Origin of the sequence: Paenibacillus phyllosphaerae (assembly GCF_014192105.1) — a bacterium.
In the GTDB taxonomy this organism is placed as follows: Bacteria; Bacillota; Bacilli; order Paenibacillales; family Paenibacillaceae; genus Paenibacillus_Z; species Paenibacillus_Z phyllosphaerae.
In genome coordinates this window covers 69,388-94,221 of sequence record NZ_JACHXK010000012.1, presented here as the reverse complement: position 1 = coordinate 94,221, position 24,834 = coordinate 69,388, and the positions used below count along the sequence as shown (strand labels likewise).

Genomic DNA, 24,834 nt, shown 5'->3' with positions numbered 1-24,834 from the left:
CTATAGCTTTATTATGGCCGGTCAAAAAATCGTCGGCACCATTCCCCCGTCCATACGGATCGGAGATCCCCTGAACGCGGAAGCATAAGGACTGCTGACGAATGCGGCTAATCTGCCGATCTCGCTCGGCCGGATGAACCGCTGGATTTCCGATTGCGGCAAATTGGCCGCCATGAAGGCTTTTTCCTTGTCCGCGAACGTCATTCCACTGTCAGCATACACGCCTTCAATGATATGCTGCACGTTCTCGGAGAGCGTTGGTCCCGGCAGAATCGAATTGACGGTCACTTCCGTGCCTGCCGTCAACTTGGACAAGCTTTTGGCGAGAGACAACAGCGCTGTCTTGGTCGCGGCATATTGCGGCATTTGCCCGGACGGCATGAGCGCTTCTTCGCTGGCAATGAAGAGAATGCGTCCGTAATTGTTCTTGAGCATATTCGGCAGGTAGAGCCTAGCTAGTCCATTGGATGCCAGCACGTTCGTGCGGAAGTATCGCTCCCACGCTTCATCATCGGCATCCTCATAACGCATGATTTCGTAGATGCCCATATTATTCACGAGAATATCGACGGCGGGGAACTGCTCGAATAAGGCTTCCCGTTGCTTCTGATCCGTGATATCCGCCGCTGCGTTCCAGGGAGAAGTGGCCGGGAATTGCTCCTTCATCTCTTGCACGGTCCGTTCTGCTTCTTCCGCGTTACGTCCGTTAATACCGACATGAACGCCTTCCCGCGCCAGTTCGAGCGCGATCGCCTTGCCAATCCCTTTCGTCGATCCGGTGACAAGCGCGGTTTTGTTCGTTAGTCCCATGTTCATAGTTTCTATCTCCTCTGCTCTTGATGTTCGGGATAGAAACTATACTATCGGATCCGAGCCGCCCGGTAACTAGCCGGTCACGCCATTATTCTTGCCGCACGCGCCGTTATCACGGATGCTAGAAGCCGCGGGCGTTACAGTGCTCGGCACGCCAACTGGAGGGCGTCTCTCCTTCCCACGAACGGAAGGCGCGATAGAACGAGTTCTGGTCTTCGTATCCGATCAGGCAAGCCACTTCCTTCATATCGAGAGCTGGATCTGCCAAATATTTGAGCGCCTGCTCATGCCGGGCTTGCGTCAACAGATGCTTGAAGTTCGCTCCCTCTTCCAGCAGACGCCGCTGTAGAGTCCGATCGCTCATTCCTAGTTCCCTGGCGACGGCATCGATATCGGGGCGTCCGCCTGGGAGCGCGCGTTTCATGATCCATTTGACCGTCTCGGACATGGTGCGGCCGCTATCGCGTTCATCCAACGAACGATCAAGAGCCGGAGTAAGGATTTCCAGCAGCTCTTCGTTATACGAAAGGAAACGGCGATCCAGATCTCTTCGATGCAGCGTCAGCCTGTTGCATGCGGCCCGGGTCTGAATCCGGCAGCCGAAGTAAGCCTCCAGCGGCTGCAAGTTCGCTAACGGGAACGAGAATTCCACAAGCTTCGCGGCCACCGGCTGCCCGGTTCCTCTGCGGCCGAGCTCGAGCAGCGTGGCCAGCGTGATCCCGACCAGCATCGCCGGACCCGATTGCCCGGTCTCATGCCAATCCAATTCGATGATGCAACTCTCGCCCTCTTCGGTTATGCGCAAGCGCTCGGGCGGACATAGCTGTTTGTATCGGGTCATGCGGTTAAGCGCGTCCCGATAGTCGCGAGCATGGTAAGTCGCTAGGACGGACGGCGGATAATACGCGGTTTCGAATACGGTAGAGAGCTGGATGATAGCCTCGGAGATACCACCGACAAGATCGGCATAGGCCTGCCAGATGGCAAAATATTGGGCGGCGGTAACTTCGGCCGGTTCGTCCCTCAACTCGGGCGGCAGTCCCGCAAGACGGACGACTTCGGCTGCGGCAATGCCTAGTTCGCGCAAACCTGCCCAGAATCCTTGCGGAATCTTGATGCGCAGAGAGGCATCGGTCATCATGCGATACAACCTCCTTTCACTTTGTCGCTCTATCTAGAAGCAGCTATGAATAGCCGCGTACGAATCTTGCGGGCGTGCTATAGATGCTGTCGGTTAACTTGCTCGTTACGGATCATCTGCTCCAGCTTCCCAATCAGCGCGGCATGTTCCGGCGGCTTACGGCGCAGGCGGAGGAAGGCCCATCGGCTCTCCTTCTTGAGCAGCTTCAGCAAGTATATTTTTTCTTTCAACGTGAACATGGTTACGTAACACCTCCTATGCGGATCGTAGCTGCGGCTGTCGGGTATGAACGGCGCTATCATGAATTCACTATTTTTTGTTGTATTTACAACAATATTAGCATCCTATATACTTTTACTTGTTCCTCAAGTTTCATTATGAAGACTTGGCAGGAGCAAATTCAAGCGCAAACCAATCAACATAGTACGCTGAATGCTGCATTTCCAATCTCACGATTGTAAACGCAAACCAATAAGCTGGAAAGGACACCATAACGATGAACGTAATCAGAATAACAAGACATGAGGAACTAGAAGCTGCTTTTGATATCCGCAAGGCCGTATTCGTGGAAGAACAAGGGGTTCCGCTCGAAGATGAATTCGACGCATTCGATACGTTGGATGGACAATGCGAACATATTCTCGTCGCGGATGAGGGGCAGCCGGTCGGTACGGGTCGAATCCGCTTCGTTGATGGCATAGGCAAGCTCGAACGGATCTGCATTCTGGCGCCATCCCGCAAACTCGGTCTGGGCAAGGTCATTATTGGCGAGCTCGAGGCTATCGCTCTGGAAAAAGGGGCCGCTCAAGTCAAACTCCACGGACAGACGCATGCCGAAGGGTTCTATCATAAGCTCGGCTATCGGACGGCCTCGGATATCTTCATGGAAGACGGCATTCCGCATGTGAAGATGCTGAAGGACCTGAAGTAAGGATGATGCCCAAGCGCACGGCGGCCTCTCTTTATTCGGCGGGAATCCTCCTGTTAAGCCTTGGCGTAGCCTTGAACATCCAGTCCGGTCTGGGGACCTCCCCGTTCGATGCGCTGTTGGTCGGCCTCTCCGATCAGGTGGGACTTACCGTAGGAAGTTGGGAGATTCTCATCGCCTTCTTCATGATCATGGTCAACTCCGCGCTGGTCCGGCAACGCCCTGAATTGTGGGGGTTGTTCACAGCATTCCTAACGGGCGCCGGAATCGATCTATGGTTATACGTATTCGAGCATAGCTTGAACCCTGCACACTGGGCGAGTCAATTGGCAACTTTCGGGGCCGGAATCGTCCTGATCAACATCGGTACGGCACTCTATCTGTTCAGCGGCTTGGCGGCGATCCCCATCGACCGGTTAACGATGATCTTGAAGGATCTGCTCCGCTCGAACGTATTCGTGGCGCGGACCGCCGTCTACTTCCTATGTTTATTGCTGGCCTTCCTATTAGGTGGTCCGATAGGTGTCGGCACGGTGCTTACCGTATGTCTTGGCGGGCTGTTGCTTAATTTCTTCGTCCGCCTGACCGCCCGTATACCGGTTAGCCCCGCCAAGCATCCGAATTCATAGCTGCATAATAACAAACCCATAATAAAAAGGAGGCTCATCAGCCTCCTTTTCCCCTTCCTTCTTCCTCGTACCTGGTATCGCGCTACCCCTTCGAATAGAACGCCCACTGGTTTTTGCCGTTTTTCTTTGCCTCGTACATGGCGATATCGGCTTCCTTCATTAATTCGTCCAAGGTGGTATCGCCGCGTACCGACATACTGATGCCGATGCTTCCCGTCACCGATACGGTCTCCGATTTGATCGTGAACGGCAGGCGGAGCATGTCCAAGATGGCCGTCAAGAGCAACATCAGTTCGCGATCCGTTCGTCGATTCACGAGGATAACGAATTCGTCCCCGCCATATCTGGCCAGCATTCCGCCGGCCTCATCCACGATCGGCTTCACGCGATTGGCCACCGTCCGCAGCAAGATGTCTCCCGCTTCATGCCCTAGGGAGTCGTTCACCTTCTTAAATCCATCCAAGTCGAAAAATAACAGATACAGCGTAGCGGAGTCGGCCTCGATCCGCTTCCGGAATTCCGTCTCCAGCATATACCGGTTCGGCAGCAGCGTTAACTGATCGCGGTAAGCAAGCATCTTTACTTCGTCGTGCTTCTCCTCGAGCGACGCTAGCATCGTATTGATCGATCCTTCCAGAACGGAGAGCTCGTCTTGGTAGTTCGAATTTGTCTCGATCCTTGCATGTACGTTCTTCTCCGCCTGAATGGTCTTCAGCTGCTGGGAAACGCGATATACCCTCGAGAGTATGAGACGGTCCAGCAGAACTTGCATAATGAGCATGAACAATAAGCCGGCGGCGCACAAGAAGATGCCTAGCTGAGCTATGCTCGCTTTTTTATTGAGGTAGAAGTGCCTTTCCGCTATGAAACTGACTTCATAGGCATACCGGTTCAAATAATCGGTGAGCAGGAGAGCGCCTTTGATTTCCGTTTCGCTGACCGGTTCGGCGATTATCGTAGACATGGTCTGCTTATAAGCTCCCTCTTCCATGAAGCGAAGGTCAAGCGACAGTTCCTCCGCCATAATCCCGAAATACCCGTCCGTTATTAATCTCCCCATGATCAATGCTCCCGCAGACGGGCCATCTCCATCGCTCGTAAATACGGACTTCAAGGAGATGGTCGCAAGACCTAGGTCTGTTCGAATAAGCAGCGTCTTATCCAGGTTTCCATAGGATGATCCCACTATAGGCACGAATGCCTCTTGAAAGTCGCCGGCAAGCTTTAGCGCCTGATGGCTATATAGATCGTAACCTTGCTGATAGACCAACTTATTGTCAGCATTGAAATAAAGCATAAAGCTGAGCTGATTATTCTCGAACGTATCTTCCTGGAGATTGACATCCACGTATTGAGGCATCTTGCCCTTCAAATATAAATACGTGTCATCCCATACCGCCCAATCCGAGTTCGTTCTTGTCAACAATTGCATATCTTCGTCCAGATCGTTCCTGACGCGCTCAATGTCTTTGCGCGTTTTATTAACGTCCAATTCCTTGGATCCCTTAACAAGGAGCGGACTGACAATCCCATACAACAGGGCGATAAAGAGGATCATCGTCACGGAGACGACCAGAAATGCCTTCATTCTTAGCTTCATGATGCCAACTTGCCTCTCTTGTGATGTGATCGATTCAAGAAATATAATGCTTCCAATTATATCACCAATGGATTTCAATTCTCCTGTAAATCGTTGGGAGCTTCATATAAAAAAACACTTCCCCTCATGAATGCCAAGTCTACTCCAATATTACGACAACCGTCCTCATTACAGATCGGCGGTTTGTCGCTTATTTCTATGCGTTTTCGCCTATAAATTGGCTCTCAGGTTACACGTACTTGTGTTATAATCATCATTGTTTTTTTACTAGTGAAACAGTTTGCCCACACTAATACAGAAATCGGTGATGACATGTTTCAATTCAAGTGGCTTTGGCACAATCTTAAAGGGGATCGGGCCAGGTATATTATCGCGCTCTGCCTGTCGGTTGTCGGCTCCTCCCTCACCATTATCAACCCGTATCTCGGCCAGCGCATCGTCGATGGATTCATTACGGGCGAGGATGCGGCGCAAAATCTGATCGACGCACGCGGTCTCTTGATCGCCCTCGGCATCGGAATGATCGGCTTCTCGCTGCTGCGTACCGGGTTGGCCTACTTCACGACCTTGCTGTACGAACGGGCATCGCAGAACATGCTTTATCGGGTGCGGATTTTCCTGTACAACAAAATTCAAGGCCAAGACATGCGGTATTACGACCGCAACCGTACCGGCGATCTCATGACCAAGATGACCGGCGACCTCGACATGGTGCGGCACTCCCTGGCGTGGATCATCAAGACGATTATCGAATCGCTCACCGTCTTCGTCGCTGCCGTCGTGTACTTCTTCTACATCGATGCCGAACTGACGCTGTGGCTGCTCATTCTGTCGCCGCCTATCTTTATCGTCGCGTTCATCTTCGCGCGTCGCGTACGTCCGATGTATATCGATTTGCGTGAGCGGCTGTCGCAGCTCAATACGATCACGCAGGAGAACATCGCCGGCAACCGGGTTGTGAAGGCGTTTGCACGCGAGGAGTTCGAGATTAAGAAATTTACGGAGAAGAGCGTTAATTACTCCCAGGCGAATAAGAAGGCTGCCTTGGTCTGGCTGGACTACTTCCCTTATCTCGAGATTTTCTCCCAAGGCTTCAACGTGATTCTGATGCTCGCCGGAGGCTTCTTCGTTATGAGCGGACGGATCACCTTCGGGGAATTCTCCGCGTTCTCGGCGCTCATCTGGGGTCTATCTAACCCGATGCGCAACATCGGCATCATCATTAACGACATTCAGCGCTTCTTCGCAAGCTTGACCAAGATTATGGAAGTCTTCTATGCCGAACCGGATATCGTGAACGAGCACAATGTCAAGGTAAAGCGCCGTTACCAAGGACGTATCCAATTCGAGAACGTCAGCTTCAAATATGACAGCGCTACGGTCCTCGACAACGTCAGCTTCAATATCGCGCCGGGCGAGACGATCGCCATCATGGGTGCGACCGGCTCCGGCAAGACGACGCTGATCAATCTGATCCCGCGTTTCTATGACGTGACCAAAGGCCGCGTCCTCGTAGACGGCACCGACGTCCGCAAGCTGGAACTCGATGAGCTGCGCGGTAATATCGGCGTGGCGACGCAGGATGTGCTGCTGTTCTCGGATACGATCGACGGCAATATCGCCTACGGCGATCCCGATATGCCGGAAGAAGACGTCGTACGGTTCGCGGAGCTGGCCGCGGCCGACGGGTTCATCAAGAAGATGCCGGAGGGCTACAACACGATCGTCGGCGAACGCGGCGTCGGCTTATCCGGCGGACAGAAGCAGCGGGTCGCGCTCTCTCGGGCCCTGGCCGTGCAGCCGCCGATTCTGATTCTCGATGATACGACCTCCGCCGTCGACCTGGAGACGGAAGAGCATATTCAGAAGAGTCTGCGGGAGCTCGATTTCAGCTGTACCAAAATCATCATCGCCCAGCGCGTATCCACAACGGCGGAAGCCGACCGCATTCTCATATTGGAAGGCGGCAAGATCATTGAAGAAGGTACGCATGCCGAGCTTCTGGCAAGGCGCGGCTACTATTACGGCGTGTTCAAGCTGCAGAACGAAGGAATCGGAAGAGAGGTGAGCGATCATGGCAAGGAATAGATTCGACATCGACGAGAATTTGGAGAGCCCGTTTAATATCAAGCACTTCAAGCGCGCGCTCGTCTACATCAAACGCCAACAGAAGCCGATGATCATCGCCTTGATCCTGAGCGCCTTGTCGGCCGGCATCGCGCTCTCCGCTCCGCTCATTATGCAGCATGTCGTGGACGTTACGATTCCGGAGAAAGACAAAAGCGGGCTCATCTTCTGGTCGCTGCTCATGCTCGCCACGATCGTCGTCAGTGTCATTCTGGCCACCATTCGCTCCCGCATGATGACGCGCGTAGGCCAGGACATCATCTTCGATATCCGGACCGACCTGTTCAAGCATCTGCAGGAGCTGCCGTTCCAGTACTATGACGACCGGCCGCAGGGCAAGATCCTCATCCGCGTCGTCAACTACGTCAACTCCGTATCGGATGTGCTGTCCAACGGGATCATCAACTTCATTCTCGAGATTTTGAACCTGCTCTTCATCGCCATCTTTATGTTTGCCGTCGATGTAAGGCTCTCGCTCGTCATTCTGGCCGGGTTGCCCGTATTCGTCTGCGTCATTATGCTCCTCAAGACGAGGCAGCGCCGGGCATGGCAGGCCGTATCCAACAAGAGCTCCAACCTGAACGCTTACTTGCAGGAGAGCATTAGCGGAATTCGCGTCACCCAGATCTTCACCCGCGAGCAACATAATGAAGGCCTGTTCACCCGCCTGGCGACCAACTTCCGCACCGAGTGGATGAGGACGATGTATTTGAACTTCCTGATTCCGTTCTCGGTCGATAATCTGGCGACGATCGTTACGACGGCGATCTATTTCGTCGGCTTGCTGGCGCTCGGGCCGGAAGAGATCACCTTCGGCGTCATTCTCGCGATGAGCAGCTACGCGGCGCGCTTCTGGCAGCCGATTCTGAACATCTCGAACTTGTATAACAGCTTCATCAACGCTGTCGCTTATCTGGAGCGGATCTTCGAGACGCTTGACGAACCGGTTACGGTCAGCGACGTGCCTCATGCGAAGGAACTGCCGCCGATCCAGGGCCATATCACCTTCGATGACGTCACCTTCGCCTACGATCCGGGACATAATATTCTGGAGAACTTGAGCTTCCACGTGAAGGCAGGCGAGAGCGTCGCCCTTGTCGGTCCGACAGGCGCAGGCAAAACGACCGTCGTCAACCTGATCTCCCGCTTCTACAATATTACGGGCGGTCAGATTCGGATCGACGGACACGATATCGGAGACGCGAAGCTCAAATCGCTGCGCAGCCAGATGGGGATCATGCTGCAGGACAGCTTCATCTTCTCCGGCACGATCATGGACAATATCCGTTACGGCCGTCTGGATGCCACCGATGAAGAAGTCGTTGCCGCTGCCAAAATCGTATGCGCCGACGATTTCATCCGCGAATTCGAGCATGGCTATATGACCGAAGTGAATGAACGCGGCTCCAAGCTGTCCCAAGGGCAGCGGCAGCTGATCTCCTTCGCCCGGACGCTGCTGGCCGATCCGCGCATTCTTATCCTCGATGAAGCGACTTCGTCCATCGACGCGCAGACCGAACGCCTGCTGCAGAAGGGGCTGAACGAATTGCTCAAGGGAAGAACGTCGTTCATCATCGCCCACCGTCTGTCTACGGTGAAGAACTGCGACAAGATCATGTACGTAGCGGACAAAGGCGTTGCCGAATCCGGCTCGCATGACGAACTGATTGCCCGGCGCGGTCGTTACTACAAGCTTTATTCCGCGCAAAAGATGGAAGCATTGTAATGGCCAAGGCCCTCGATCCAAGCTGGATCGAGGGTCTTTTTGTCTTACTGCGGAGGCGGAGTTTTATTTGACACATATATTAGTCACAACTAATATAATACATATTAGCGAACACTAATGCATGGATGGAGGCCAATCGATATGAATCAAGCCACGTACGAAACAAAAGCCAAATTCATTCGCGGATTCAGCGACAAAACGAGACTGCAAATACTCGAGAGCATCAAGGACGCCGAGAAAACCGTATCGCAAATCGTGGAAGACTTGAGCGGGAATCAGTCCAATATTTCGCAGCATTTGGCCTGCCTCAAGGGATGCGGCATTATCGTCAGCCGGCAGGAAGGCAAATACGTGTATTACAGCTTGCGCAACCAACAGATCGCCGCGCTGCTGGAGGCCATGGAGTCCGTGTTCCTGCAAGTGGAAGAAGAAGTCGCCGCCTGCGAGAAGAATGACGAGCTGGATTGCTGCTCCAAAAGCTAAGGGGAGGAAACCCGCATGAGCCATGATCATAATCATGACGACAGCAACAAGGAGTCTTGCTGTACCGACCAAGGCTGCACAACGAACCGGCACCCGAAGGAGCTCAAATTCAAGAAAAGCCTCACGCTCATCCAGCCCAGCCCCCCGCCATCGCAGCCCAAGGATGATTGCTGCGCCAATGAGACTCTGCCAGAAGAAAGCAGCGCGATGGTTGCTGATGCCATTGGCCGTAAGCCTACACATGGCGCACAGCCGAATGAACATGCACGGACGTACGCTATCGTCGGCATGGATTGCAGTTCATGTGCCTTAACGCTTGAGAAACATTTGAAGGCGCATGCAGCCGTTGCGAGCGTGAACGTTCATTTTGCCACCGGTAAAATGGCGATTGAGCACGATAATTCTGTCGAAGAAATTATTCGCGAGGTCGCTAAGGCCGGCTATACGGCCTCCCTGTTATCGGGCAAGCGGCGGATCAGCGAGCCGAAGACTGACAAGTCGGGCCTCTACTCTTTCGTCCTATCAGGCGTACTCCTGCTCTGCGGCTGGCTTAGCTCCTATACCAACGTTTCCCCGTTGCTGACCGATCTGCTCTATGCCGTTTCCATTGTCATCGGCGGTTACAAACCGGCGAGAAGCGCCTACTATGCCATTAAGAGCCGGGCGTTGGACATGAATGTGCTCATGACCGCAGCCGTTATCGGCGCCGCCGCGATCGGGGAATGGTTCGAAGGCGCGACGGTTGTTTGGCTATTTGCGCTCGGCAATCTTCTTCAGACCCACTCCATGGAGAAGACCCGCAATTCCATCCGCAATCTGCTTGAGCTCGCCCCTTCTGAAGCTTGGGTCGCAAGCGGGAAGCAGTTGGTACGGAGAGCAGTCGAGGATATTGCGATCGGAGACGTCATCGTCGTCAAGCCAGGTGACAAAATCCCGCTAGACGGCACGGTTATGCAAGGGGAATCCAGCATTAATCAAGCTCCGATTACGGGAGAGTCTATCCCGGTGGACAAATCGATTGGCGATCCCGTCTATGCAGGGACAATTAACGAGCATGGATTGCTCGAGATCCAGGTGACCAAGCTGGCTGCAGATACTACGCTCGCGAGAATCACCGATCTCGTTGAACAAGCGCAAGGGAAGAAAGCGCCGACGGAAGCTTTCGTCGACCGCTTCGCCCGCATCTATACGCCGATCGTCTTCGCGCTGGCCGTTACGGTTATGGTGCTCCCTCCCGTCTTAGGTTCAGGTACATGGGAGGAATGGTTCTACAAAGGATTGGAGCTGCTCGTTATCGCGTGTCCGTGCGCGCTAGTCATTTCAACCCCCGTGGCGATCGTGTCGGCTATCGGGAACGCGGCCAGGCATGGCGTTCTGATCAAGGGCGGCGCATTCTTGGAAGTGACTGGTCGGATCTCGGCCATTGCCTTCGATAAGACGGGAACGTTAACAGAGGGCAGACCGAAGGTAGCCGCGGTGATCGCAACGGGGGCGACGGAAGAAGAACTGCTATCCATCGCCTATACGCTCGAACAATGCGCCACGCATCCAATCGCTAGAGCCGTTGTCCATTATACCGTCGGAAAAGGAATCTCCCCCCGATCGGGCGACAGGCCCCGAAACTTGGTCGGCAGAGGCGTAAGCGGCTATCTGGACGGCCGGGAGCATTACGCCGGCAATCTCAGATTGTTCGAAGAGCTCAATACCCCTCTTGGCGACATCGAGTCTCTCATTCGCTCCCTCCAGCAAGACGGACACTCGATCGTGCTCGTCGGTACGCAGCAACGGATTCTCGGTGCGCTGGCCGTGGCGGATACCGTTCGCGAGTCATCGGTAACGGCGCTGCGTGATCTGCGGCGTGCCGGTATGCAGCACATCGTCATGCTAACCGGCGATAACGAAGGAACGGCGCAAAGGGTCGCTGCCCATACGGGAGTCAGCCGGTATATGGCCCAGCTGTTGCCTGAGCATAAAATGGCCGCAGTGAAGCAGCTGCAGGATGAAGGCCATCTGGTCGCCATGGTCGGGGACGGCATTAACGATGCTCCTGCGCTCGCAACGGCTGACGTCGGGATCGCTATGGGCGGAGCCGGGACGGATACGGCAATGGAGACAGCCGATATCGTGCTGATGGCCGATAACTTGGAGAAGCTGCCGTACACGGTCAACCTTAGCCGGCAAGCGATCCGCATCATCAAACAGAACATCGGGTTCTCCCTGTTGATCAAAGCGGCTGCGCTGCTGCTCATCTTCCCCGATCTGCTCACATTATGGATGGCCGTCATCAGCGATACGGGAGCGGCGGTCATCGTAATCTTGAATAGCATGCGGTTGTTGAAGGTGCGGTAGCAGGCGAACAGGGAGCGGCGCTGATCGGACTGATTATCATACGCGAACGACAAAAAGGAGGCCGCCTGGCCTCCTTCTCCGTGACAAGACAGCCGATCGTACATCGTACGAAAAACGGCTGCGTCTTGACGCCATGCTATGGATGAACGTAACCGCCGCGTTAATATGACGCTTGGTCGGACACATTCTCCGGCAACGCCTGCACGAACGGCGACCACTCGCCCGTCGCGTACAGAGAGAGCCGATGCATCGCCCGCGTACACGCCGTATAGAGCAGCTTGCGTTCATTCTCCCGGCCGTACGCTTCCGACGATGCCTCGTAGACCAGGACCGCATCGAACTCCATGCCTTTGGCCAGATAGACGGGAATCACCATCACGCCCTTCTCGAAGCTTACCGTGTCTTTGGTAATCAGCTGCAACACTGTGCTCGTTGCCGGCTGCAATGCTTCGACAACCTTGCGGCTCTCGGCCGCAGTCTTCGTGATCACGGCGATTGAATCATAACCTTCTGCTTGGAGCGCCGCGATCTCTTCCAATAATCTGGCGTCACGCTTCTCCCCGTTCGTTATGCGTGTCAGGGAAGGTTTCGGGCCGCTTCGGTCGAACGGTACGATATCGTTCTCGCCGGTCAGCAGCAATTTCGTGAAATCGACGATCTCCCGGGTCGAACGGTAACTGCGCACAAGGCGGATGAGGTTCGTATCGGCCTCGCCGTACAGCGAGGCGAGCGGCGAGTCGGACTTCTGCAGATCGGTAGCCTGCGTGAAGATCGCCTGCCCGAAATCGCCGAGAACCGTCATGCGCGCATGCGGGAATAACCGCTTGATATACTCGTATTGGAAAGCCGAATAGTCCTGCCCCTCATCGACGAAGACATGCCGGATCTCCGTGTTCGTCCTCGTCCCCTCGATCAATTCCTTCAGGTAGAGATAAGGGGTCGCATCCTCGTAGAACAATTCGCCGCGTCCCATCTTTTCCTTCGTCTGCTTGCAGATCTCCTCCCATAACGCAGGGAGCTCGGTTTCTTGGGTCATAGCCCGGTAGGCAGCCACATCCCCGAACAATTGGGCGTATATGCCAGCGGTATCGATGAACTTCAGCTTCCGCACTTGCCGCCTTACCGGTTTGTAGTTGGATTTGACGATCATCTCGCGCAGCATCTCTTCTTCGCGCTCGGCAAAATCGAAATCGCCTTCATCGCCGCGGCGCTTGCCTTGTATCCGCTCTCGGGCAGAGGCATAAATTTCGGCAATGTCGAACACTTCCCGATCCCGATGCAGCTTGCCGAACACTTCGGCGTACTCATCCCCGTCCAGATGATTCATCTCCTCCTCGACCCAAGCCGCCCAGCGCTCTTCCCGTTCGAGCTTGGAGAGTTCTTTCAGCAGCCAATCTCGCACGCGTTCGACGCGATCCGCCAGACGCACCGTAGGCTCGCAGCTATAGAATTGAGCCTTGATCTGGTCCGCCGTGAACAGTTCCCGGTCCCGGAACCGAACCCCATGGAACAGCAAGCCCTCCCGTTCAAGCCACTTCGCGTAGTGCTGCAGCGCGCGCAAATAACTTTCGGAAGCCTTATAGCCCATCGCTTGAAGCCGCGCCTCGTATCCCGGTATCCCTTGGGCAGTTAACACATATTCGATCTGGTCAAAAGGATCCTCCGGCGCAAGCGTGGCGCTTAACCAATAGTCGAGGTACTCCTGGAACGTCGTCTGCTGCATATTCTCTTCGCCGAGCTCCGGCAGCACGGTCGCCACATAACCATTGAAGATCGGGTTCGGCGAGAACAGCACGATCTGGTCCGCCTTGAGCGTATTGCGATGTCTGTACAGCAAGTACGCGACCCGCTGCAATGCCGCGGACGTCTTGCCGCTGCCGGCCGCCCCCTGAACGATGAGCATCCGGCTCTTGTCGTCGCGGATGATCGCATTCTGCTCCTTCTGAATCGTGGCGACGATGCTCTTCATTTGCGAATCCGCGCCTTTGCCGAGCACCTGCTGCAGCAATTCGTCGCCGATCGTCTCGCTGGCGTCGAACATGTTGCGGATTTGCCCCTGTTGAATTTGATACTGCCGCTTCAGCTCCATCGTCCCGTCGATCCGTCCGGCAGGCGTGACATAAGAGGCCGGCCCGGGAGAGCCGTCGTAATACAGGCTTGCGATCGGCGTACGCCAATCATAGATCAGGAAGCTGAGTCCATCCTCTTCGACGAACGAAGAGACGCCGACATAGATCTGCTCCGTCAAGCCGTCCTCCCGAAAATCGACCCGTCCGAAATACGGAGCCGGAAGCAGCCGCTTCAAGTTCTTCCATTGCTGCACCAGTTGGCCTTGGACGCGTTCCCGTTCGACTAATACCGCTTGCTGCTGCTTGATCGTGTAGAACGTCTCTTCGAAATCTTCGTCCGTGGCCGTGTTGATCGTCACTTCATCCCAGAAGCGTCTGCGAATCTCCGATGCCTGACCGTGCAGACCCTCGACCATCGGCTCCAGTTCGGTTATGCGAGCCTGCAGTTTGGCGACAACCTCGCCGAGCCGCTGCTGTTCCTGCTTCCAGTCTTTGTCGTCCATGTTAACGTTCCACGCTCCTGAGTGCATATTTGGTGGGCCAAATGAGCAATTGACAAATCGGTTGCAGGTGATGTAGAATAAAGATAGGAAAAGGAAACTATGCATCAAATCTACAAACAAATGTCAAATGCGCTACCTATTATAGCATAGCGTGTTTTTTGCTTTCAACTTTTATTATTAGGGCTTGGCCGATGGCCAAGCCTTTTATGATTGAGCCGGAACAAAACGTGCCCAACCTTGCCTCAGCCAGGTTGGGCACGTTTTATTTGTGGGAATAGACAGCTTTTCGAAGACAGCCTCACTATTGCAATGGCGAGTCAGGCAGGTGAATGACGACGTCCGGCAAAAATAAAAAAAAGCAACGGCAAGAGAATCGCCGTTGCTCTGGTTGTATGATTGCAATGATTATCCGCGGCTCGATTCGAATTGAGCAATCAACGTATCGATCAGCTGGTCCGGCGAACGGTCGACGAACCATGGCTGGCCGAACATCTGGAATACTTTGATCGTCGGGAAGTCGCCCCAGAACCCGACGAACTCATCCGATAACTCGACTTGGTCGACGACATGATGGTTCATCTCCGTCAGCGTGTCCGTAAGAATCGACTTCGCAATTGGATCGCTGAGCCATTCGCTGAGCAGACTGAATTTATGCAGCGTCATCTCCTCGCTCTTGAACTGGCAGTGGATACGTTCGCGGATGCGGATATCGCGGGACGAACTGCCGATGACGAGCTGGAAGTAGCCGGTTTCCGCGACCCACTTGTTATACTTGGTGTTGTAATACGCGAAGTCCCGCTCCTCGAGCACAAAGCGAATGTCCTTGCTCTCCCCCGGCTGCAGCTCCACCTTGGCGAAAGCTTTCAGCTCCTTCTCGGGGCGCACCCATTTGCAGTCCTCGTCATGGATGTATAGCTGGACGACCTCTTTGCCTGGCCGAGTGCCCGTGTTCGTAAGCCGGAGGGAAACCGCCACCTGATCTCCATACTGCACGGCCGTCAGGTCCGAGTAAGCGAACGTCGTGTAAGACAAGCCATGCCCGAACGGGAATAGCGGCGCGATCTCTTTGCTGTCGTAGTACCGATACCCGACGAATAGCCCCTCGCGGTAATACAGTTTGCCGTTCTCGCCGCGAATCCGCTTGTGGGACGGATTGTCGGACAGTTTGACCGGGAAGCTCTCCGACAGCTTGCCGGACGGATTGACGCGGCCGAATAGAATGTCCGCGAGCGCACGGCCTCCGCCTTGGCCGGTAAGCCATGCATGAACGATACCCGGCACATGCTGCGCCCATGGACGCATGGCGAGCGCCGCACCGCTGCTGGTGACGACGACACATCTCGGCTGAACCGCGCAGATTCGTTCGATCAGCTTCACCTGATGCGGCGGCAGATCGATGCCTTCCAAGTCATGCATCTCCGACTCGGCGTATTCGGGCTGTCCGACGAACACGACCGCGATGTCGGCTCGTTTGGCCAATCGCACGCTTTCTTCGATCAGCTCGTCATCCAACCGGTCATCCTGAGGATAGCCGTCCGCATAGGCAAGCGTAACGCCGGCCCCTGCAAGCGCTCGAATCTCCTCCAATGGCACATCGATCTGCGTCGGGGTTACCTTCGCGCTGCCCGCGCCTTGGATGCGCGGCTGCTTGGCGAATCTGCCGATGACGGCGATCGAAGATGTTTTGTCCGCCAGGATCGGCAGGATCTGATTATCGTTCTTCAGCAGCACGATGCTCTCTGCCGCCGCGCGTCTTGCCAGCTCGTGGAATTCCTTCGCTCCATGTTCCGCCGCCGCGCCGGATTGCTCCGTCGTCTTGCAGACCAGTTCCAGAATGCGATAGACGACGCGATCCAGGTCGGCTTCGCTCAGCTTGCCGCTCCCGACAGCTTCGATGATCGCTTTCGTGTTGTAGTGTGCCGGTCCGGGCATTTCGATATCAAGCCCAGCCTTGAGCCCGCGAATCCGGTCATTCACCGCCGTCCAATCGGACAGCACGACGCCCTCATACCCCCACTCCTCGCGAAGTATGTCCTGGAGCAAATGCTCGTTCTCGCTGGTGTACGTTCCGTTGAGTAAATTGTACGAGCACATGATCGTCCACGGATCGGCTTTCTTCACGATCCGCTCGAAGGCGCTCAAGTAAATTTCCCGCAGCGTACGCTCGTCTACCTCCGAGCTCGTAACCAGCTTCTCATACTCCTGATTGTTACAGACAAAATGCTTCACCGAAGCGCCGACCCCTTGGCTCTGCAGCCCGTTCACGAACGCGGCGCCCAGTTCCCCGCTCAGGCACGGATCCTCCGAATAATATTCGAAGTTGCGCCCTCCGAGCGGCGTCCGCTTCATATTGATGCCCGGCCCGAGCAGAAGCTCGACGTTCATCTGCTTGCCTTCGATGCCGAGCGCCACGCCGACCTCGTGCAGCAGATCGGTATTCCATGATGAACCGATGGCCGAGCCAGTCGGATAACAGGTGGCCGGCAAATTCTCGCCCGTGATCCCAATCTCGTCATCGCTGTTCGTTTTGCGAATGCCGTTCGTGCCGTCGTACATATGGATCGGCGGAATGCCCAGCCGCTCGACGCCTTTGGTCATCCACATATTAAGGCCCGCGCACAGGCCCGCTTTCTCTTCCAGCGTCAACGCTTGCAGCAGCATGTCGGTCGTTTGTTTCATCTCGAACACTCCTCTTCCCTATTTGTCTATTTTCTCTCTAGAATTATGGACGCGCTTCTTCCAGCTGTTCTTTCTTGAGCTCCTGCATATCGTAAATTTTGAAGAACGGGAACCAGATGACGAAGATCGTAAGCAGGACAAAGGCGAGCAGAAGCAGCCCGTTAAGTCCCGAGAGCAAGTACGTCGAGATTCCGATCGGCGTATACCACAGCTGGAACACTTTGCTCGGGATAGCCGCGAGTCCCCAGTCTAGCGCGAGATAGACAATTACAGGCGTCACGATGCCGTTGATCCACATCGGAATCATCAGAATCGGATTGAAGGCGACCGGCGCGCCGTAGATGACCGGTTCGTTAATATTGAAAAGCGATGGCACGATCGTCGCTTTGCCGATCGTCTTCAGCTTGGTCGATTTGGCCATCAGGAACCAGATGACGAGCGGGAGCGTCGCCCCCATGCCGCCTACGCCGACCCAGCCGCTGAAGAAGGTCTCGAACGTATTGATATTGACCGGGTCCATGCCTTGCGCGATCAGCTTGGCATTCTCTTCGATCGCCGGAATCCAGATCGAGTACAGAATCGGCGTAATGACCCAAGGGCTGACCCCGAACGAGAAGAGGACGACGCCGATAAAATTGAACAAGACAAACCCGATGAGCGTCTGGCTAATCGCATTCAGCGGCTCGAAGATGGTAATAATGAGTGCGAAGATATCGAAGTGCAGCTGGTAGATGAGGATCCATCCGAGGGTGAGAATCAGCGCGATCGGAACGAGAAAATCGAACCAATCGACGATGAACTCGGGCAGCTTCGTATCTTTTTTGAACCAGGAGAACTTGTTGAACGCGTTCATGACGGCCGCGACGGCAATGCCGACCAGCAGCGCCGTGATCATGCCCGACGGGCCGAACCGCTCCAGCATGAATTGGATCGTGCCGTCATCGCCTAGCGTCGGTTTCAGCAGCATCAGGTACAGCGACAATCCGGTCGCGCCGGAGATGAGCTTGATCTTGTGGCGCTCCTTCTTCTGCATGACCATATACGGCGTCAAGAAGGCAATGAAGATGCCGAGGAGTCCGAAGCTGAACGTCGTAATCGGCGTCAAGTCCGGCATGCCGGGTATATACTCATTCAGAATCGAGACCAGCGTAACGAGGGATCCGATGAAGATCATCGGAAGCGTAACCATGATCGCTTCTTGTATCGAGTCTACCCACACGTTCTTCGTAAAGGCTTCAAGACGCGGGGCAAACCGTTCTGTCATCCATTTCATTAGTCGATCCATTCGATCCCCTCCACTTGTATGTCATTCGTTCTCGTGTGCAAATTTAGTATAGCTCCGATGTGAGAACGCTTTCTTGTTCTTCCTTGCGCAGAACGGGGGCCTTTTTTGTTGAAACTGCTTTCATCATCTTGTTGTGCGATGAAACGCGACGGACTATACAGCAAAAAACACCCCTGCTGCGTGCAAGGGTGCTGAAATGGTGCTGGGCTATTCCCAGTAAGCCTTAATATTGCTTCGACAAGGTGAGTAGCACGACGCCGTGGGGCGGTAGAATTGCCGTATGCTCGAATTGCTCGGCACCTCGAAGCCATAAAGTCGTGATCGTTGGCCCGCTTCGGCCCCGCAAATAATCTTCTTCCTCCAGGGTCAAGGTAACGGGAGAGCCCATACGGATCCACTCGTCGTATACGGAGCCTTCGTCCCGGTTCAATCGATATTGGGTTATCCGGTAGTTCCCCCTAAGACCCTCCAGCTGAACATGGAATGCCTTATTGCCCTTCTCTTCGAATACCGTATACCGGCTTGTCTCCGTCAGTCCTGACCAATCGCCGCTCGCGAACAACGGATCGACATGCACATAGTGGTACAGCAGCACTTGCAAGCTGCCGTCGGCGCTGCCCGTAACGATATATCCTTCCCCTTCGGCCAAGACGCGTTGTCCGAGTTTGCCCAGCAGTTCGAGCGCGTAGTAGCTCGGTTTCTTGAGTCCCGACCGGTTGAGCAGTCCGAATCCGCCGTAGAACGGCGAAGGAGGAACCTGGCTTTCCTCGAACACGTCCGTGAACGACCAGTAGCCGAGCGCGTCGATGAGCCCTCTGGTCCGCAAGGCATGATGGATCACGAACGGCGCCATGAACATCGTATCGTGGATGAAGTTACGGTCGTACAGCGAGAAATTCCATTCCGTGATGAATAGTTCCATCGATGGGTGCCCTTCCGCTTCGATCTGCTCCCTAAGCCGAAGGATGGTGTCCGTATAATAGGATGGCGGCATGATGGTCGTCAGCTTCTCGGCTTCCTCTTTCTTGCTCGGGTATTCGGAATAGACATGGAACGAGAAGAAGTCGACCGGCGCTTCTTCCTGTCGGCAATTGGCCATAAAGTCTTCCGCCCAGCTATCGTTCCAGATCGAACCGTAGCCAAGCGCAGGCCCGCCTACCCGAAGTTCCGGCGCTACCCCTTTGATCGTATCCGCGGTGGACTTGTAGAAACAGAAGAACTCTTCTCTCGTTCCGGCCCAGCATAGTCCGGTCAGATCGGGTTCATTCCACACTTCGAAGTACCACTGCTTGACCTCCTCGATCCCGTAACGGTTCAAGCAATGGCGGACGAACTCGCGAACGAGCGCATCCCATTTGCCCTGATCGGCGGGAGGCGCGATATTGCCCTTCCACCAGAAGATCGTTTCGTTCGAGCGCCGGAGCAGCGTCGGCATGAAACTTAGTTCCACGAAGGGACGTATGCCGCACCCCAGCAGGAAATCGTACAGCTGATCGACATACGACCAATTGTAGATGGGCTCCCCGTCTTCCGCTTCGTTGTATACCATCATCTCGTCATTGAATACGCCGTGGAAACGAATATGCGAGAATCGCAATCTGCGCTGAAGATCGGCGAATTGCGCCTGCCAGTCCGCTCGCAGCCCTTCGACCGCCCTACCGCCGCTGATGAGTCGCTTCCAGGGCTGGACATAATGTTCCGGGCACGTCCGGGCAGCATGTACGTGAACGATCTTAGATTCCTGGACCGCTCCTGTTCCTGACGGAGGGGTCGCATCGGCGTCTCCGCCGGGTTCTTCGAGATGCCGATATAACGTCTCCATCGCTTGAATGGTGTCGATGACGTAGTAATCGCCGCTCGGCGAATCCTTGGTCAGGGAAGGCAAGCGCTCGCGGGTTCGGACAGGTTCCGTTTTCAGCGATTCCCTGAACGTGGACGGCGTCACCCCGTACTTTTCCTTAAAATATTTGTTGAACAATTTGACGTTTGCGAACCCGCAGTCGTGCGCGATCTGGGTGACGCTTTTGGCCGAATCCGCCATCTCGGCTACCGCCTTCTCCAGACGAACCGACGTCAAATATTTCTGGAAGGGCATGCCGATTTTGCCGCTGAAGAAGTGGGCGAAATAATGCAGGCTTAAGTGCTCTTGGTCGGCAATCGATTGAAGCGTGATTTTGTCCCTATACTGCTGGTCGATGAATCGAAGCACCCGGTTCAGCCGGGCATAATCATGCAGCTTGCCGTCGGTCTGCAGCGCTTCATTCTTACCGGCCGAGAATTCGCGCAGCAGAATCCCCGTTAATAGATGCAGCAAGCCTTGCGAGATGCTGCGAAATCCGGGCGCCGTCTTCGTCGATTCCCATACCAGCTGGGCCAAATAGCGACGGATCTGGTTGTAGCGTCCGCGATCTTCTGCCGTTTGCAAAGTAGAATTGCACGCTATGAACGTCTCGCCCTCCAATAAGCCGGGGCTGAACTGCAGCGTGAGCAGCACATTGTCCTGCTGCGTCCGCTCTAACTTATGGATGGACATGCTGTTAATCACGATAATATCGTCCTGCCGCAGCTCATACTGCCGCTGATCGACGAGAAGCGTGACGGCGCCCTGCAAGACATAGATGATCTCGACTTCTTTGTGCCAATGATAAGGAACATGCGCAACGCTATTGACGAATAAGTGCATCGGCAAATCATCCTGATGATTGATGAACTCGTACAGGTATCGCATGCGGTGACCTCGCTTTCCATACCCTCATTATGTATCGAATGAGCGGAAAGATTCAAACCGCAGTCAATGATGTTCCTCCCCCGAATGATGCCCATGCTCGGGCGGCATCGCCGACAATAAAAATAAGCCGCCCCGCTGTCGTCAAAAACGACATCAGGAACGGCTTATCTCTATTATTTCACCATCTGCTCAACCAACGACGCCAACACTTTGGCCGCTTCAGCGCGGGTAGCGCCGCCCTGCGGATCGAAGATGTTGCCCGGCTTGCCGGTCAGCAGGCCGGAAGCTTGAAGAGCGGTTACCGCTTCTGTGGACCAAGAACTGATCTTGGCTTGGTCTGCGAACGGTGCTTGCTGCCCCGACATCGGGAGCTCATAGCCGGTGTGCTTCGCAAATTTCAGCAGCATCGTGCTGAGCTGTTCGCGAGTAATCGGGCTTGTCGGCGCGAAACGTCCGTCGCCGATCCCGTCCACGATTGCGTTCGCCTTCGCCCACTCGACATACGGCAAATACCAATCGCCCGTCTTAACGTCCGTGAAGGAAGAAGAGCGGTAACCGGAAACGTCAGCGCCGGCAATGCCAGCCAGCATCTTGGCGAACTCCGCCCGGGTTACGCCGGCGTTCGGGGAGAATTGACTCGTGCCGTTGCCCGCGATGACCGACCGTGCGGCCAGATAGGCAATCGAATCTTCGGACCAATGGCCCGCCGTATCGCTGAAGCTTACCGGATTATATCCGACTGCATAGGTGCTCAGATGCGTCGTTACCGCATTCACGGCATTGCCCGCTGCATTCAGGCTTGCTTGGGTAACGATCTGATGTCGGCCGTTCTCGCCGATGTAATAGACCACGATCGCCGAGCGGTCTTCGGAAGCGCCAAGCGTATAAGGGATCGATATCGTTACGCGGCCTTTACCGAAGGACGTGATCTCGCTGCTGCCCGCCGTAATGGTAATGTCTACCGCCGGCCTCGAACCGATAACCGCGGGAGCCCCAGCGTTCAATCCGCTGGTGTCCGCTTTGCCGATCGTAAGGATGATATCCGTACCTTCAGCTGCTGCAATCGCGTTCATGGATTGCGCATCCAAAGTGATGGAACCGATACCGGAAGTTACGGTCAGCCCGCCGGCTGCCAGCTGTTGGAATGCTGCTTTCGGCAGCGTAACGGCTATGCTGTTCGCGCCGGATGGCAGCTGCAGCTGAATTGCGGCTGTGCGGCTCGAGCCTTGGACCGCTTCCGCGAGTTTGCTTACCTGCTCGCTGCTGATGACCGCAGTCGCACGGCCTTCGCTGCCAGCCTCAGCCTGGACGACCAACGTGCCGTTCGTTCCTGGCGTTGGTTCGGTACCTGTGTCCGTATCCGTATCCGGCAAGGTGATCAAGCCGCCGCCGATGTTTCCGCTGGAGCTCGGAACGGTGAACTCTTCATTCGCATACGCTCCGCCTTCCGCGTCGGATACTTTCACATCGTAGCTGCGTCCGGCAGTCAGGACGCCTGTATTGACGGACTTGCTGAACTTCCCGGCTTCCACGGAAGCCGAATCAAAGGCAACCAGAGACTTATTCGCGTCCCAGATTTGAATGACGACTTGCTCGCCTTCCGAACTGCCGCTGACGGTCACATTCCCCGCGCTTGAATAGTTGGCGGTCACATTGGACACCTGATCGCCGCTTGCTGCGGCAATCAGGCTAGGGAACGGAAGAGCGGCTGCCAGACAGAGAACAAGTAACAGACGCGTTAGCTTGTTAAACAATGGGCTCTCCTCCTGTGCTGTTAGTTGGCGGACGGCACGGTCAGCGTCAAGATGTTACTCTTGACTCCCGCGAAGTTCGTGTCGTTCCAATTGATCGTACCGTCCATCAGATAGACAGCGATCGAGCTGAATTTGTTATTGACCGCGATATCCGTCGTTGCGGTAGCACCTTTATGAATGGAGACCGTCCAGCTGACTTGGCCGCCGCTCTTCAGCGTGCCTACGACCAGCAGGTTCGGATTCGCGACTTCCTCAGCTTCGGCGCCTTGCGCTGCCGTTACCGTCGTTTTGTAACCGAGGCTCGTCGATGTGAACGCCGTACCGGACAGCGTATACTTGCTCGTGTCCGTCGTCGAATCGATCAGGTTAAGCGCCGTTTGCGGCACATAGAATTTGCCGTTGATCTGAACGGCTACCTGGCCTTGCAGGCTCTTCGCCACGCCATCGAGGGTCGCCACGCTTTGGTTCGCCTTGACGACCAGCGTTTTGCCATTCTCCGTCAGCGTCAACGTATTGTTCTCGACCTTGGCGCCCGGACGGGAAGTAACGTCTACGAATAGCTTGGACGAAGCGTCATCCAGGCTAAGGCCCATCGAAGTTGCCGCGTATTTGGCCACGTCCGTGTTGTCGATCATCCCTTCCGGTACGGAGACGCCGGCAGGCGCGTACACGTAGAGCGGCACGTCTTCTCCGGAGTGACCGCCGGTCGAATAGCCGATGTAAGCCAGCTGATTCATGATTTTGATCAAATCGCCGGAAGCCTTCGTTGTCTTGAACGTTTCGATCAGTGCGTTTACTTTGGCGTTGTTCTTCGTCGTGCGGTCGCTCGAAGCCGCATCCGCCGGCTGGTAGCCGTTCGGTTGGATGCCATACGCTCGCAGTACTTCATCCACGTTCGACTTCTCGGCGTTGAACAGCGCCATCGCGCCTTCAGCGGTCTTCGTGGCACCTCTCAGCGGCGCCAGAATGCTGAATGGCGCGGAGTCATAGCCGGTCAGATCGTAATGGCCGAGCGAGATGCCGCTGTTGCCGTGATCCGTCGCCGCGATGACGACCGTGTTGCCGTCTTGCTTCGCGAAGTCGACCGCTGCTTTGAACGCGCGGTCGAAAGCGAGCGCGTCGTACAGAATGCCGATCGAATCGTTGGCATGCGCCGCCCAGTCGATTTTGCTGCCTTCTACCATCAGGAAGAAGCCGTCCTCATCGTTCTTCAGCGTGTCGATCGCTTTCTGCGTCATCTCGGCGAGGGAAGGTTCCTTCTCCGGATCGCGGTCAAGATCATAGGACAGATTGCCCTTTTCGTTCATGAAGTTGCTGAAGTTGCCCCATAGCTTGGTCGCGTCCGTAGCCAGCATCTCGGCGCGATCGTCCAGGATCGTATAACCTTTGGCTTCCGCCGTAGCCAGAATGTCGAGCGTAGCGCCAGGCACTTTCGCAGCGCCCGTGCCGAGTAGCACGTCGATGTCCTGGTTCAGCATCTGTTCGGCAATCGCCGCATAGTTGCCCCGTACCGGATCGTGCGCCGAGTAATCGGCCGGCGTCGCATGCATGAATTCGGACGTCGCTACCAGGCCGACCGCCTTGCCTTGAAGCTGGGCTGCCTCAAGAACCGTCGCCTTCGGTGTACGGGTAGCGTCCAGACCGACCGCGCCGTTCTGCCCTTTATGCCCCGTGGAATACGCCGTTCCCGCGGGAGCGGAATCGGTAATCGGACCATTCGCCCAAGTCGTCGTGACGAGCGCCGTGTTATATTCGTCCATCGTCAGGTTACGGCTGCCTGTCTCATTGCCTTCGAGCAGGTAGCGCGCAATCGTGGTCGCCGACATGCTCATGCCGTCCGGGATAAGCATAATGACGTTCTTCACCTGGTTGTCGGCGGCTACCGCCTGTTCCGGCTTCGACGCCATCGGGGTTACGGCCATCAGCGCGGCAATCGATGCGACTGCTGCTTTTTTCATTGTCGTCCTCATTGGGTATGAATTCCTCCTGCACATATGAATTGGATTAGGAATGGGCAGAT

At 55.3% G+C, this 24,834-nt stretch carries 16 protein-coding genes; 6 read left to right on the top strand and 10 right to left on the bottom strand.

All coding sequences use genetic code 11. The features are described 5' to 3' along the window. Nucleotides 1–21 precede the first annotated feature (21 nt). From FHS18_RS22195 to FHS18_RS22185, 3 genes are all read right to left on the bottom strand, one after another. Nucleotides 22–816 (bottom strand): SDR family NAD(P)-dependent oxidoreductase, encoded by a 795-nt coding sequence (locus FHS18_RS22195; protein ID WP_183602562.1) that lies wholly within the window; start codon nt 814–816, stop codon nt 22–24. 118 nt (nt 817–934) lie between these two features. Next, the gene (locus tag FHS18_RS22190) at nt 935–1,954 is read right to left on the bottom strand and encodes a helix-turn-helix transcriptional regulator (protein WP_183602561.1); all 1,020 of its coding nucleotides are present in this window, start codon (nt 1,952–1,954) and stop codon (nt 935–937) included. Nucleotides 1,955–2,031: 77 nt separating this feature from the next. Beyond that, entirely contained in the window at nt 2,032–2,193 is a 162-nt protein-coding gene (locus FHS18_RS22185; protein WP_183602560.1) for a hypothetical protein, read from the bottom strand. 257 nt (nt 2,194–2,450) lie between these two features. Here FHS18_RS22185 and FHS18_RS22180 point away from each other — a divergent pair, with 257 nt between their 5' ends. Both FHS18_RS22180 and FHS18_RS22175 read left to right on the top strand, forming a co-directional pair. Beyond that, nucleotides 2,451–2,885, top strand: a complete 435-nt coding sequence (locus tag FHS18_RS22180) for a GNAT family N-acetyltransferase (protein ID WP_183602559.1) — start codon at nt 2,451–2,453, stop codon at nt 2,883–2,885. 2 nt (nt 2,886–2,887) lie between these two features. Beyond that, the gene (locus FHS18_RS22175; protein ID WP_246427829.1) at nt 2,888–3,511 is read left to right on the top strand and encodes a YczE/YyaS/YitT family protein; all 624 of its coding nucleotides are present in this window, start codon (nt 2,888–2,890) and stop codon (nt 3,509–3,511) included. A gap of 82 nt (nt 3,512–3,593) precedes the next feature. On the opposite strand, the gene FHS18_RS22170 is transcribed toward FHS18_RS22175, so the two are convergent. Then, nucleotides 3,594–5,111: a sensor domain-containing diguanylate cyclase gene (locus tag FHS18_RS22170; protein WP_183602558.1), complete on the bottom strand. Its 1,518-nt coding sequence runs from the start codon at nt 5,109–5,111 to the stop codon at nt 3,594–3,596. Nucleotides 5,112–5,423: 312 nt separating this feature from the next. Between FHS18_RS22170 and FHS18_RS22165 the strand changes: the two genes are divergently transcribed. From FHS18_RS22165 to FHS18_RS22150, 4 genes are all read left to right on the top strand, one after another. After that, nucleotides 5,424–7,199 (top strand): ABC transporter ATP-binding protein, encoded by a 1,776-nt coding sequence (locus FHS18_RS22165; protein WP_183602557.1) that lies wholly within the window; start codon nt 5,424–5,426, stop codon nt 7,197–7,199. Further along, on the top strand, nt 7,186–8,964 hold the full coding sequence (locus FHS18_RS22160) for an ABC transporter ATP-binding protein (protein WP_183602556.1): 1,779 nt from the start codon (nt 7,186–7,188) through the stop codon (nt 8,962–8,964). Before FHS18_RS22165 ends, FHS18_RS22160 begins: the two co-directional genes overlap by 14 nt. A 141-nt stretch (nt 8,965–9,105) precedes the next feature. Then, nucleotides 9,106–9,447, top strand: coding sequence for an ArsR/SmtB family transcription factor (locus FHS18_RS22155; protein ID WP_183602555.1), 342 nt, complete (start codon nt 9,106–9,108; stop codon nt 9,445–9,447). 15 nt (nt 9,448–9,462) lie between these two features. Further along, on the top strand, nt 9,463–11,796 hold the full coding sequence (locus FHS18_RS22150; protein WP_183602554.1) for a heavy metal translocating P-type ATPase: 2,334 nt from the start codon (nt 9,463–9,465) through the stop codon (nt 11,794–11,796). 160 nt (nt 11,797–11,956) lie between these two features. Here FHS18_RS22150 and helD read toward each other — a convergent pair whose 3' ends face one another. The 6 genes from helD to FHS18_RS22120 all read right to left on the bottom strand — a co-directional run bounded on the left by helD (nt 11,957) and on the right by FHS18_RS22120 (nt 24,784). Continuing rightward, on the bottom strand, nt 11,957–14,368 hold the full coding sequence (gene helD / locus FHS18_RS22145) for an RNA polymerase recycling motor HelD (RefSeq protein WP_183602553.1): 2,412 nt from the start codon (nt 14,366–14,368) through the stop codon (nt 11,957–11,959). 405 nt (nt 14,369–14,773) lie between these two features. Beyond that, on the bottom strand, nt 14,774–17,047 hold the full coding sequence (locus FHS18_RS22140) for a beta-glucosidase family protein (RefSeq protein ID WP_183602552.1): 2,274 nt from the start codon (nt 17,045–17,047) through the stop codon (nt 14,774–14,776). Nucleotides 17,048–17,090: 43 nt separating this feature from the next. Next, nucleotides 17,091–18,332, bottom strand: a complete 1,242-nt coding sequence (locus tag FHS18_RS22135; protein ID WP_183602551.1) for a PTS sugar transporter subunit IIC — start codon at nt 18,330–18,332, stop codon at nt 17,091–17,093. 223 nt (nt 18,333–18,555) lie between these two features. Then, on the bottom strand, nt 18,556–21,060 hold the full coding sequence (locus FHS18_RS22130; protein ID WP_183602550.1) for a GH39 family glycosyl hydrolase: 2,505 nt from the start codon (nt 21,058–21,060) through the stop codon (nt 18,556–18,558). Nucleotides 21,061–21,233: 173 nt separating this feature from the next. Next, the gene (locus FHS18_RS22125; protein WP_183602549.1) at nt 21,234–22,814 is read right to left on the bottom strand and encodes an S-layer homology domain-containing protein; all 1,581 of its coding nucleotides are present in this window, start codon (nt 22,812–22,814) and stop codon (nt 21,234–21,236) included. A gap of 20 nt (nt 22,815–22,834) precedes the next feature. Next, nucleotides 22,835–24,784: an alkaline phosphatase gene (locus tag FHS18_RS22120; RefSeq protein WP_183602548.1), complete on the bottom strand. Its 1,950-nt coding sequence runs from the start codon at nt 24,782–24,784 to the stop codon at nt 22,835–22,837. Nucleotides 24,785–24,834: the final 50 nt, after the last annotated feature.